General features: G+C 43.9%; 11 protein-coding genes. All 11 read right to left on the minus strand.

Translation table 11 applies throughout. The annotated features are described in order from the left end of the window. The coding region (locus ACIGBM_RS09385; protein WP_397477570.1) for a Calx-beta domain-containing protein at positions 1-1,411 on the minus strand (1,411 nt) is incomplete at its 3' end. Between the two features lie 479 nt (positions 1,412-1,890). Then, the gene (locus ACIGBM_RS09390; RefSeq protein WP_397477571.1) at positions 1,891-2,301 is read right to left on the minus strand and encodes a PaaI family thioesterase; all 411 of its coding nucleotides are present in this window, start codon (positions 2,299-2,301) and stop codon (positions 1,891-1,893) included. Positions 2,302-2,443: 142 nt separating this feature from the next. Beyond that, positions 2,444-2,986 carry a DUF3124 domain-containing protein gene (locus tag ACIGBM_RS09395; RefSeq protein ID WP_397477572.1) on the minus strand — a complete coding sequence of 181 codons (543 nt, stop codon included), beginning with the start codon at positions 2,984-2,986 and terminating at the stop codon, positions 2,444-2,446. A gap of 44 nt (positions 2,987-3,030) precedes the next feature. Beyond that, positions 3,031-3,732, minus strand: a complete 702-nt coding sequence (locus tag ACIGBM_RS09400; RefSeq protein ID WP_057761091.1) for a TrkA family potassium uptake protein — start codon at positions 3,730-3,732, stop codon at positions 3,031-3,033. Positions 3,733-3,821: 89 nt separating this feature from the next. Next, a complete protein-coding gene (locus ACIGBM_RS09405; protein ID WP_397477573.1) occupies positions 3,822-5,582 on the minus strand; it encodes a TrkH family potassium uptake protein in 1,761 nt (586 codons plus the stop codon). 212 nt (positions 5,583-5,794) lie between these two features. After that, positions 5,795-6,733 (minus strand): DMT family transporter, encoded by a 939-nt coding sequence (locus tag ACIGBM_RS09410; RefSeq protein WP_397477574.1) that lies wholly within the window; start codon positions 6,731-6,733, stop codon positions 5,795-5,797. 78 nt (positions 6,734-6,811) lie between these two features. Beyond that, positions 6,812-7,966, minus strand: a complete 1,155-nt coding sequence (locus ACIGBM_RS09415) for a flavin monoamine oxidase family protein (protein WP_397477575.1) — start codon at positions 7,964-7,966, stop codon at positions 6,812-6,814. A 131-nt stretch (positions 7,967-8,097) separates the two neighbouring features. After that, positions 8,098-8,520 (minus strand): tetratricopeptide repeat protein, encoded by a 423-nt coding sequence (locus tag ACIGBM_RS09420; RefSeq protein ID WP_238051768.1) that lies wholly within the window; start codon positions 8,518-8,520, stop codon positions 8,098-8,100. Between the two features lie 432 nt (positions 8,521-8,952). Further along, the gene (locus tag ACIGBM_RS09425) at positions 8,953-9,441 is read right to left on the minus strand and encodes a M48 family metallopeptidase (protein WP_397477576.1); all 489 of its coding nucleotides are present in this window, start codon (positions 9,439-9,441) and stop codon (positions 8,953-8,955) included. Between the two features lie 221 nt (positions 9,442-9,662). Then, positions 9,663-11,708 (minus strand): choline BCCT transporter BetT, encoded by a 2,046-nt coding sequence (gene betT, locus ACIGBM_RS09430; RefSeq protein WP_397477577.1) that lies wholly within the window; start codon positions 11,706-11,708, stop codon positions 9,663-9,665. 291 nt (positions 11,709-11,999) lie between these two features. Continuing rightward, the gene (betA, locus tag ACIGBM_RS09435; RefSeq protein WP_397477578.1) at positions 12,000-13,700 is read right to left on the minus strand and encodes a choline dehydrogenase; all 1,701 of its coding nucleotides are present in this window, start codon (positions 13,698-13,700) and stop codon (positions 12,000-12,002) included. Positions 13,701-13,792: the final 92 nt, after the last annotated feature.

The following is a 13,792-nucleotide window of genomic DNA, read 5'->3' on the forward strand; positions in this document are numbered from 1 at the left end:
GGTTGCTAAGGTTGGTCTGAGTCACGCTAAAGATGAGGGTGTTGTCTACCCCTTCAATCGCTTGCGCGTCGGTTGCCGCAATGCTGACCACGGGGATATCATTCCCTACTGTTGGGTCAGCAGGATTAACCGGTGTGGTGCCATCAGTGGTTCCATTGTCATAAATAGTCGTGGTGACACTGTCATTATCCGCACTAATGTTAGCTGTACCAGCAGTGGTACCAGTGATAGTGACCGTAAAGTCCTCGGCACCTTCGTAAATACTGTCATCTACCATTGGTAAGCTGAAATCAACAGAGGTCTGCCCAGCAGGAATCGTGACAGTCTTTATAGTTGGTGCGACGTAGTCATCGCTACCTTCTGTACTGCCATCGCTAATAATATAGCTGATAGTCGTATCAACTGCGCTTGGATTGCTTAAGCTCACAGTATACGTTGCGCTATTAACACTACCATCAGCAGCTGTTTCGCTTAGGTTTACTGTACCTTTGATGCTTACAATTGGCGTGTCATCACCCACTGTTGGGTCATTTGGGTCAACTGGTGTCGTTCCGTCAATGGTGCCATCATCATAAACAGTTGTAGTAACCTCGTTTTTAACAGGGTCGATAGTGGCCTTACCCGCACTGACGCTGGTTATAGCAACCATAAAGCTTTGAGCGCCTTCGTAGACGTTATCATTTACAATTGGTATGCTAAAATTAACAGAGGTTTGTCCTGCTGGAATCGTGATGGTTTGCGTCATTGGTGCCGTATAGTCACCGCCATCGGCAGAACCAGGCGTAATGGTGACTGTCACACTGGTATCAACATCACTGGCCTTATCTAGAGTAATGCTATATAACGCAGTGTTTGCGTCATTCGTTGCCGTGGCTTCACTTAAGCTTTTGACACCACTGAGACTGACGATGGGTGCAGGTGCAGGTGCAGGACGATCATCACTATCACTACTACTGATACCCGCAATCAAACCTGCCAATCCAAGTCCTGCAGCGACAGGTACCCACCAAGGTATTGCCGCCGCCACATATTCTTCACCGCCTAACGCCTGCCCTTCTACATCACCGACTTCCAGTTGGTTCACATAATCGTAGGTTTCACCCGTATCTGGAATGTAGTAGTAATAGTCGCCATCTTCTGCAATACCGACTAATGCGCTGTCTGCGCTGTCATAAAAACCTTCTATAATTAAATCACTGTCTTTGCCGTCTTCTTCAAATGAGACGTGCAGATCATTTTTGATGCGTTTGGTAATAATATGATTGGGCGCTCGACCGATCGCCATATCATGGAACTCGTAATTGACTTTCTCCATAGCTTGGATGATGGTTGGTTTTCCATCTTTAGTGACAACGGCCACTTCGGCTACGGTTTGAGTCGTATTATTGGTCTTAACCATGATAGTGTTCATATTTCTACCTTTCGCTTTTTATCGTTTAATTCGATTGATGTAAGTGCATGCTAGGCTGTTTGATTATCGAAGACTATCCCAATGTCATTTGGTCTAGATAAGTCTCTAATGAGCTTTTTCTTGACTCATTTATATCTTTTATAATACTGTTTTTTATAACTTAACCATAGTTAAATCAAGCCATCTTATCGACCATTCGTCGATTTTTATTCAAAAAAAAACCCTTTAAGTTATTATTTTTATTAAAATATTTTAAAATCCAATCATTTTTTTCAGTCATTTTACAAAAGTATAGTACTGTTCTATATTCCATAAATAGGATACGCTATCTATTATAATTTTAGACTAAAAACAATCTCTTTGCTTTATGAGTATAAAGAAGTCATAGTCTCAAAATTTCGTTAAAAATCTTTAAAAAATACCTTCATATCAATAAATTTCATACACAAGCGAGTTCAATTAACTCAACGCTATGATAATTAATTTTTAGGCGGCACCGAATACGTGCCAACCACATGAGCCACAATGTCATCAGAGCCTTCTGAATAAAGAGATACCTCCCCAATTATCAGCGTACGTCCTACTTTCATCAAGGTACATTCGGCGATAATACGAGCACTTGCTGATGGCTTACGCAAGAAATTGATGGTCAAACTCGTCGTCACCGTTAACGGGACAATACCGATTCTTCCGAGGATCGCCACATAGATAGCGACATCAGCGACAGCCATCATGACAGGTCCCGAAACTGTACCACCGGGACGCAGCTCGTTTATGCCAATCTCGTGCGATAAGGTCGCGCCATTTTCGCTGACCGCCTCGACGACGCATTTGGTTTGTGGGAACTCGAGTGCCATAAAGGCGTTGATTTCTTCTTTGGTTGCAGACATAACTCTTCCTTGAATTGAACTGTCCATGTTGATTCGTTTAATACTTTTATACGATCATCGCTAGTTAGCAAAATCGAAACTATTTTCGCCTATACTACAGTGCTCTTTTAATATTCTAAACTACGTACCGACTATACATATCTCAATGTATCACGGGCGTGCCTTCTGTACTAAAGGCAAATCCTTTATTGCTAAAGTTGCCAATCATGACCGCTTCTATCACTGGTCTGACTGTCTCATCTACACCTTCGACTTCGATGATAAAGTTGGCACCAGAACCACCTTTGTCCTCTTCTTTTTCGACGATATAGTTGAGTGTGGCCATCGCTGGTAGCTCGATAGGCTTATCTAGATATGACTTGACCAATGCCCCATCTGTATCGTAATAATCAATTTTATTGATATACAGTGACTTTTTGAGCGTGGTGTTACGTACACTCAGCGTCGCCGATAGCAGCACTTTGCGAGCGTCTCTATCGGTATAGATATCAGAATAAATCGGCACATAAAAGGTTTGCTTGTAACCAAACTGACTGTGATCCACGTCTGAGGTAATCGCCAACTCCTCAATCGGGTCTTTTTGATGTTCGGACAGAAGAACGTTCGGGTCTTGCGCGGACTGATCACAACCTGACAGTAGTGCCATTATAGCGATCAGTAGGACAGATATACTTCGCTTATTCATAATCATTTCCCTATACCTTCTGGTATCACTGCGATGGCAAGCTGCTATTTGATTTTCACACCCACACTACGTAAGAACTGATTGATGTGTTTGTTGGCACCATAGATCACCAGTACATCGCGCTCTTGCAATACTTGCTCAGGCGTTGCCAAACCTTGGATACTAGGCTTGCTCTGCGTACGACCAAAGCTGTCTTCATAATACTCATAGCGCAACGTACTAAGCAATCGGATATTGAACTTTTGCTCTAACTGTAAGTCGTCGACAGTCTTACCAATCAACACATTTGGAATCTTAATCTCTACCATGCTGAAGTTATCGCTCAATTCAAACGAATCGACAAAATAGCGTAGTGACAGACGCTTGGCCCAGCGATTGGCCGCCTCTTTTTCAGGGTGAATCAAATCATCCACGCCGATGGCTTGTAGGACTTTTTCGTGTAGCGGATTGATACTACGGCTGATCAAACGCTTGGCTTTTAACGTCTTAAATAGCGCTGTTGCCATAACATTGGCACCTTGATCTTCGCCAATTGCCACAATGACAATATCAGTATCAACGATTGGTAATCCGCTAACCGTATACTCGTCCGTGGCATCCATACATAGCGTATGCGAGATCACTTCTTTGTAAGCTTCAACCCGTTGCATACTACTATCAATAGCAATCACTTCATGCCCTTGACTGGTCAATGCCGAGCCTAACGATGCTCCGAAATTTCCTAGTCCTACGATGATGTACTTCATAACTTAAACAACCTTTTTTAATATTTTTTGCTATTTATTAAGAACGACATAGTCTGTTTACGATGGATTAGATAACTGTTTACGACGGATTAGTTAATCGTAATCTCTTCAGTAGGATAGCGATAATTGCGTTGGCGCATATTTTTTAGTAGCGCGATAAATATCGTCAGCATACTGACGCGGCCAACGAACATAATGACCGAAACCACGATTTTACTGAAATCTGATAAGTCTGCCGTCAAGTTTAAACTTAGGCCCACCGTGCTATAAGCTGAGAAGCACTCAAACACCACTTTAATCAAATCAAGCTCTGGCTGATCATAACTGATGAGCGTCACGCCCGTACCGATGACCAGTAGCGACAGCCACATAATAGAAAATGCGCGACGAACGGAAATCTCAGCAATCTCCCGTTTAAACACCTCTATCTTGGTCTGTCCACGAGCTAGGCTCAATGTATTCAATAACGCAATCGCAAAGGTACTGGTCTTGATACCACCACCTGTCGAGTTGGGTGACGCCCCAATCCACATCAGAAATATCGTCAGCATCACTGTTGGAAACGTCAGCTCACCCATATCAATCACATTAAAACCTGCCGTACGCGGGGTAGCCGCCGTAAAAAACCCTGTTACCAGCTTGCCAAGGAAACTGGTATGGTCAGCGAGCACATTATTGTATTCAAATATCATCACCCCAATCAGACCGACTAGCAATAATGCGCCTGTGGTAATCAAAGTAATACGGCTATTGATATTAAGTAACCAAGGCTGATGAATATAGCGTTGGTCATGGCGATTTATCAGCCGCTGAGCACGATAACGTAAATATCTAAGCACATTGACCACGATGGTGAAACCCATACCACCGAAGATAAATGTCATCGCCAGAATCAGCTGTAGCGAATAATTAAAACGTAGCGAATCATCGTACAAGCCAGCACTAAAGGTAGAGAACCCAGCATTACAAAAAGCAGAAATCGCATGAAAGACCGAAAAAAATAGCTGCTCAGACCAATCCATATTGGGTATGTCATAAATACTGATATAAATCAGCGCAGCCGCTACCGCCTCGACAGCAAATGTGACGTATAAGATAGACTTGAGTGTCGACACCACATCACCCATACCGCGCATATAAGACATCTCACTGATGCTGGCTTGTGTCTCATAGCTGACACCGCCCTTAAAGAAATAACTAAAATAGGTCACAAAGGTCAAAATACCTAAGCCGCCAATTTGTATCAGACCCATAATAATGACTTGGCCAAAAGTCGTAAAATAGGTAGCAGTATCCACTACGATAAGCCCTGTTACGCAGACCGCGCTAGTCGCAGTAAAAAGCGCATCAACAAAAGACAGTGGCTGCGTCGTCGCATTGGGCATCATCAATAGCAAGGCACCAACCAGCACCACGACTAAAAAGCTTAGAATAAAAAACTGGGCAGGATGTAGAAAGGTACGATTGAGATTAAAATTATGATCGGAGAGTTCACGGACGAAAGTGACAAACACGGCTATCTTTATCGCGACAAAGCCATCAACAGCAGCGGACAGGCCCGAACGTACTAAGTCCGTAAAATGCGCGGTCAATAAAATGATAATGGCAATGCTAGTCAGTGCGTCAAAGACGGCGACTTTATTGAAGGTTAATGGCTTTTTGGTATAGATGTAACGACCAGCGGTCACCATAAAGCTGAGAAAGATGATGACCAAATAGAAAATATGGAATACTTGCTGGAGCCATGTTGGTAGTGTAAAACCACTATCTAACAAGGCAATCGCTACTCCGATGACACTAATGAGAATCGTAAAATTGTTTAATAATCGATAACGCGTGGCTGCATTCATAGCCTGAGTCCATGACAACAATAACCACGATACTTATACTCCTTTTTTATCATATCCACAAAAAGTGATTTAAGTTAATCGTAACCAATTATTGAGTCATAGCAGGTGTTGATAAGTTAGATACTGATAACCAGAGCGAGATAAGAAGTGCCCATTAGGAAGTAACGGTTTTAATAACTCTATAGTTTAATGCTATCGCCTATACACATTTATTAAACCTCTTCTTTTACTTTTGCTATTTTTACACCGCCCCATGTCACCAATGCCACGCCAATAGCAATCAAAGTAGCGCCTAAAAATAAACCTTCTGGTGGACTCTCCCCTTGCAAAAAAATAGCGACGGGTACGCCGACAATGGCCCCTACCGCACCTAACAAACTCAGCAACACGGGCCCACCTGTCTTTTGCAATAAAAATAACAGTAAAAACTGTCCAGCAAATACGCCTGCTTGTATAGCTATCATGCTTAGCGGTAGCCAATCCTCTAAAGGTACAGCAATAGAGAAGTCTGACATCATACTAAACAAACCTAGCAGCAGCGCTGCCGCAATCAACATACCTGGAGCGAGTGCGCCAGAAGACGCATTATCAGGCCAGCGTAATGTCCGATATATATTACCAATAGCAAGTAGCACTGGACCACAAAGCGCGATTAAAATCCAAAACACACTAGAATCTGGCGCAGAGAATTTATGCACGGCTAATGTTCCTGCCCCGATGAGTGCTGCGATGACCCCAAGCGCACGGACAATGTAAAATTGCTCTATACGTAGTATCAACGCGCCAAGATACGTTAGCAGTGGCGGTAATGAAAGAATTAAGGCGACAAAACCTGCGCCCACATGAGGAATGGCAGAAAATAACAATAAGTTGGCGGCCGCGACACTGACAAGCGCCGCGACAAAGTAATACTCTAAGCTGCGCGCATTAAGAGGAGGGAGTTCTTTTCTGATGAGCGCTGTTATAAATAAAATAACAGCAGCGCCGGTAATCGACCAAAATAAAAACCCTAATGGGGTCAGACCGACATCGATAGCGTACTTTGCCACATTGGTCGAGATACCAGTGAGTGCGCCGCCTGCCAGTAGACAAACAAAAGGCACCAGCCAAGTGGTTTTGTGAGAAGTCTCTTGCTTGAGCGAGTCATTCATCGACTATCCTATTGGATGATGAACTTTCTTAATCATGTTTGATGGCCTTTGTAATAACTTATAGCAGCACCCTAATAGCTACTGGCGCAAAATGGTAGCAGGTAGGCTTTGTATAGCGACGGTTGCTGCATCAATTGCCCCAGCGACATAGCCAGGGAACTGCGCCGACCACTCACTACCACAACCTGTTAGACAGTCTTGCCACACGCCTGTCTTTGGCTTGGATGGCGGGGCTACTGCATGCTGACCGTTGCCGCTAGCATCAGCGGGCATCGCTGTTAATGGGTCTTGTGCCCAGTCTTTGAGATATTCAGATTTTGGAGTACTTGCCTGCGCACCAAATAGTCGCACGAACTGGGCACGGCAATGTTCTTTTAGCACTGTATCAGAGACACTCTGTCGTACTTGAGCAGGAACACCAAAGAAACCAAACAATGCCCCATCACCCTCTAGCGTAGAGGCATCATGTATCTCAGTGAGCGGCCCTATCGCACTGCGCGCGGCACCCGAGAGACCAGTATTACGCCAAAATGGTGATTCATAAACAGCGACATATTTGGCATGGGGCGCCATCCAAGTGGCTGTCTCGCGCCACTGTCCACTTAAGTCTCGCGGTAGCGCTGGCTGAAATGCTATCCGACCTTCTACCAATCGAGGCGGTAACGTAAGTAGCACATGCTGCGCTCGGAACGTCATCACATGCCCGGTCACATGTCCAGAAGTATCTTCGCTCTGTACTTCAATATATTGAGATGTCTTATTTAATTCCTGTACGGTTTGACTGGTCATGATACAACTAGCATCTAAGCGAGCATATAGCGCCTCAATCAAAGCGGCCATACCACCGACTAGCCGCATAGAAGGTGGTGCGCTTTTGTAACCTTGCATACGCACGGGTGGCTGATTGGCAGCGCGCTCAACCATCATATCGCCTTCTTCGAACTGCGCAAAACGTGATAAATTTAACGACTCAATCAGACTACTTAATTGCGTTTGATAATCAGGCCAAAACCAAGATGGTCCCAAGTCGAACGCGGCGCTTGATTCTGCTTGATCGATATCAGTATTGTTATTAGTAGCAGGTGCATCTGAATATTTAGCAACTGCAATGCGACCACCTAAGGTATCACGCGCCTCTAGCAGTCTATACGCTATACCTTTTTGCTCTAATAAGAAGGCAGCATATAATCCACTTAATCCACCACCAACGATTACCACAGGTATGTCTTGCATATCTGATTGCCCTATTTATAGTCGGTTCAATGTAAATTGGATACAAGGAAGTCGAGTGAAAGTACTACAAGTAGTAGGCTAAGCGAGACTGACATCGTACCCAATTTATAGAGGATTGACTATAATCCAAACTACTCTGCCAATAGCTTAGTAAGCATCTCATCAATCTCAACCTTGAACTCTTTGTCTTCAATTTTATTGGCTGTGATTTTGGCATTTTGCAGACTTTGGATAGCGGCTTCTTTTTCACCTGTCTCAAGCTGTAGCACCGCCATAGAAAAAGCAATTGATGACATGTGATCTTTTGAGTTAATGGCAGTAGCTTTTGCCAATGCTTTGTCATAAATAACCAATGCCGCGTCCAAATCTTCTGTGAAGTCAGCAAGCGTCTCCCATTGTTCTGGGTGGTCTTTGTCAGTACCTTCATTATCAGTACAAATGGCGTTTAGTTCAGCATATAACGAATCAAATTTTTCTTGATTGCCTCTGCGATCCGCTTCTAATAACTCTTCAGCTAAGGTGTAAATGGCTTTATATATTTTGGTATTAATCATTGTTTACAACCTTTTAGGGAATATATCGTGTGTGGTTAGGATTATAACGTAATTCTAGGGCGTGTCCTCATTTTAAAAATGGTGATAAAAATGAGATAAATTGCAGTCAAACAAGGAAAATAGCGTAGATAATATCGGGATATTAATCAGCTATTTAACGATGTTTGGCAAAATTTAGCCATTTTTAGCCCGTTTAGATATGACCAATTGAATTGAGGACACGCCCTAGCGGCTCAGATGATTGCTACAGAGAAGAACACGATATTTATGTGGCTGTTATTAAGATTACTATGAACCTTATTAAGGTTGCTATTCATACTATAGTCGATTCAATTTAAAAGCAGCACAAGGCAACCGAGTGCAAGTTATATATTAGTATGCTTAGCGAGGATGACGATGTAGCGGATTTATATAGACTTGACTATATTGGGGTTACAACTCTCGCCAGTGCAACCACAGTCGCGTATCCAGCTCAAATTGATGATACTCAGGCTCCATATGGCAGCATAACTGATAAAAAGCTTTGTTATGCTCATGCTCTTTGAAATGGGCAAGTTCGTGCACCACTATCATGCGCAAAAACTCTGGCGGCGCGTCTTTAAATAGGCTAGCTACCGTGATGCTATTGTGCGATTTGAGCTTACTCCCCTGTACGCGCGATTGCGTCGTATGGATACCCAGTGCATGTTTTAAAACCTTGAGCTTACTGCTATAGCTGACATTTGATAGCTGACCAATCTTACGCATGTATTGGGTTTTTATCTCATTTATATACTGATAGAGCGCTTTGTCGCTTTGGATTTGATGTTGAGTCGGGTACTTTTTTTCCAGATACTCGCCTAACCTATCCTCAGTTATAAGCTGAGCAGCTTGAGTTTGAATCTGCTCTGAGTAATGCGCTATGTACTTTAATTTGTTCACAAGTGTATCCTTTGCTAATACGTTGCAGCGTATCAGTCGATCAATTTAATCTTAGGGAATTTTACCTTATATTTGCAGTACTTGTTTTGCACTTGTTTGAGATATACCCTCAATTAAAACGATAGTTATTTATAAATAGTTAGTCATAAAAAAAACCCATAAGCTGCGTGCAACTTATGGGGACATTTTTACTGATAGTTTCACTCAAAAAGTGTGTCTGATTAACGCTCTAAATGCAGATACTGCAAATGACGCTCGTACTGATTTAAGATATCAACCAATACCTGCTCTTTTGAGTAGCCAACCAAGTCATACTCTTGCGAGCCTTCGCTCAAGAACACTTCCGCACGGTAGTAATACTCTGCGTGCTTGGTAGATGTGCTCAATGTAAAGTTAGGACGGTGAGCTTTAATCAGATTGACTTCATAAATAAAGTCATCTTCATCGCCATGACCAACACGTAGTTTTAGACCGTCTACCTGACCACTATCTTGGTCCATGCCTGCATCGATACCTTCTCCGATACTAGCAAGGTTTTTGGTATCTAACGAGGTTTTGAGACCACCTGCTTTAAACTCTTTTTCGACCTCAGACATCGCTGGCATAACGACCGTATGCAAGAATTTTTCAACCTGTGCATGTCCTGGGAAACTCACAATACGTTGCAAACGCGCTTTCCAGCTCTTTCCACTGTCCAACACATTTGCCGTGCCGATTGTACTGGCTTTACGCTTGTTGCCTTCTTCTTTTAGCGACTTCCACATAGACATCATGTAGAGCACAAGAATGATAGAGAATGGCAAACCTGCAATGACAGAGACAGACTGTAGTGAAGAAAAACCACCTGCAAACAATAATCCTAACGTAATAAGACCAGTGGCTGCTGCCCAAAACAGACGTAACCAAACAGGAGCATCGGTATCATTGGTCATACCTCTTGAGCTCAAGTTCGCTAATACTAAAGCGCCTGAGTCAGCAGAGGTCACAAAGAAAATAAGACCAATAACCACACCAGCAAATGACAATACTTCACTGTAAGGGAAGTACTCAAACAGCGCAAACATGCCCATTGCCGCATCATTGACCGCGATTTCGCCCAGCTCTGTTGCGCCATTGGCAACCAAGTCTATCGCTGAATTACCAAAAATAGAGAACCATGCAAAAATAAACCCAAGCGGAATAAACATCACGCCAAATACAAACTCGCGCAACGTACGGCCACGGCTAATACGTGCAATAAATAGACCTACAAATGGTGCCCAAGCAACCCACCATGCCCAGAAAAATATCGTCCACCAAGATTTCCACTCGGCACCAGCAGCACCGTCATAAGCATAAACATCAAAGGTTTTATAAACGATGGTTTGGAAATATTGACCGATATTTTGAGTAAAGGTATTTAATAGATACACCGTATTGCCCATTACCAATATGGCAAGCAACAACAGTATTGACGACAGCATGTTGAATTCAGATAGACGACGAACGCCTTTTTCAACACCTGTCATCGCAGAGACAGCAGCAGCCGCGACAACGCCGACGATGATGAGTGCCTGAACCATTTTGCTAGATTCGATACCGAACACATGGGTCAAGCCAGCATTGGCCTGTAATACCCCAATACCCAAACTGGTCGCAATACCCATCAACGTACAGACGACGCCAAAGGTATCAATACCATCGCCCAACCAGCCTTTGATTAAACGTTCACCAAATATCGGAGTCAACGGCGAGCGTAGCGCGAGTGGCATGTTTTTGCGATAAGCAAAGTAAGCCAGCGCCATACCGATCAGCGCATAAATACCCCAACCGTGTAGACCCCAGTGCAAGAAAGTTTGCGCAAGTGCTTCGCGCATGGCCTCAGCACTCGCAGGCTCTAGGCCTGTATGCGGTGTCAAATAATGCATCAAAGGCTCAGAGGCACCAAAGAATAACAGGTCAATACCAATACCCGCTGAAAACAGCATGGCCGCCCACGCTAAAAACGGAAATTGTGCTTTTTCGTGGTCTTGACCAAGCTTTATATCGCCGTACTTAGAAAAACCAACAAACAACGCAAAGATACTATAAGCGGCAACCACCAACATATAATACCAGCCAAACTTGTCTGATACCCAAGTCATGCTGGCGCTCAACAAGGCCTCACTATAATCTGGAAAAGCGATGGTCCAGATTATCAATAAAATAGAAATAATAGCTGAGCCCATAAACACCGTTTTGTTTAGGGTCAGAGGTTTCGTCACATCTTGTGATGGCGAACTGTACATAAAAGACCTCAATAGGTAAATTAAACAGGGTCCGATATTGCTTTGTCCGGCATCGTCTAATAGTAGACTGATGATCTATAACCGTATACGTGGAACCAACCGCATGACGGACAAAGCAGTACCAATAAATAAAAAGCTAATAAAATTATAAACAAATTCAACCTGAACGGTATTCATTATTCTAATACGTTAGCGCTGATAGAAAAGGCCTCTACTTGGAAAGGCCTTTTGGTTAAAATTTTCTTATATCGTTATTTATTCAGTATCCTGCATGCAGGCTTATATTGCAGCCTACACCGTCGAGAGATAATCACGCATTGGCTCTGAGCGCAGCGGTGCACCATTGGCCACATAATAATCTGCCGTTGAACGTGGCAACTGTACGCCTCTCATCTTATCGACGATTTTTTCGGCGAGCATAATAGTCGTAGCATTGAGATTACCACTAATAATGTTTGGCATGATAGACGCATCGACGACTCGCAAGCCATCAATACCATGTACCAGACCTTCGCCGTTTACTACCGAATCGTTATCTTCACCCATCGCACAAGTACAAGATGGATGATAAGCCGTCTCACTATGATTGCGTACGTATTCATCTAACTGGGCGTCGGTGACCAAATCATCGGTCGGTGCAATCGCGCGACCACGATAAGGATCCAGTGCTGGCTGATGCATGATCTCACGTGTGATACGCATTGCAGCACGGAACTCTTGCCAGTCTTGATCATGCGACATATAGTTAAACAAGATGCTTGGATGTGCTTTCGGATCACGTGATTTTAGCTTGACGCGGCCACGGCTTGGTGAGCGCAGTGAGCCGACGTGTGCTTGGAAGCTATGCGATTTCACAGCACTGCGGCCATCGTAGCGTACGGCTAGTGGCAAGAAATGATACTGAATATTTGGATGGGTAAACTTCTCATCGGTACGGATAAAACCGCCACCTTCGAATTGGTTAGACGCACCAAGGCCTGTGCCATTGAACAACCATTCGGCACCAATCGCAGGCTTATTCCACCATTTATTGGCAGGCGCAATCGACACTGGCAGTTTGCATTCATACTGCATATACAGCTCTAGATGGTCTTGTAAATTATTACCAACCCCTGGCAGATCAAATATTTCGGTCACGCCAGCGTCTTTTAACCACTGACCTGGGCCGATACCTGAACGCTGCAGCAGTTGCGGTGAAGCAATCGCGCCAGAAGAGACAATCACTTCACGAGCGGCATGGAAGTTCTTGGTCTGGCCTTCGTGCTCGACTTTGACACCGACAGCGCGCTTGCCGTCAAATAAAATTACGTCAGTCAATGCACCCGTCAAAATCGTGATATTGCTACGTGGTTTAGCACGGTCAAGATAGCCGCGAGCCGTTGATGCACGTCGACCGTTAGGCGTGACAAAGCGATCCATCGGACCAAAACCTTCTTGCTGATAGCCGTTTAGATCTTCGGTACGTGGATAGCCCGCTTGTACGCCCGCTTCAATCATAGCTTGGAACAGTGGATTGACTCCTGGCTTTGAGGTAGTCATTTCAACAGGACCGCCCACGCCATGATAGTCATTCTCGCCAGCGTCACAGTTTTCTAGCTTTTTAAAATAAGGCAGGCAATCCGAATACGTCCAGTCTGACAGGCCTTTTATCTTAGACCAATCATCAAAATCTAACGCATTACCACGGATGTAGCACATACCGTTAATCAATGATGAGCCACCTAACCCTTTACCGCGGCCACAGTCCATGACACGATTATTCATATATGGCTCAGGATCTGTCTTGTAACCCCAGTTATAAGTCGTCCCTTGTAGCGGCATGGCAAGTGCAGCTGGCATTTGGGTACGGAAGTCAAAACGATAATCGGGACGACCTGCTTCTAACAGCAGTACCTTAATATTGGCATCTTCGGTCAGACGTGTGGCCAACACATTTCCTGCTGAGCCTGCTCCGACAATAATATAGTCATACTCAGGTGTGGTTGATGTCATAACATACTCCATAATATTGAAAAAACATAAATCGTTTAGGGTCAGTAAGGTGTCCTGAAAAAGCTAAATAAAAGCTAATAAGCAACCTTACT

The sequence above is a fragment of the Psychrobacter sp. NPDC077938 genome (genome assembly GCF_044542635.1).
Taxonomy (GTDB): domain Bacteria; phylum Pseudomonadota; class Gammaproteobacteria; order Pseudomonadales; family Moraxellaceae; genus Psychrobacter.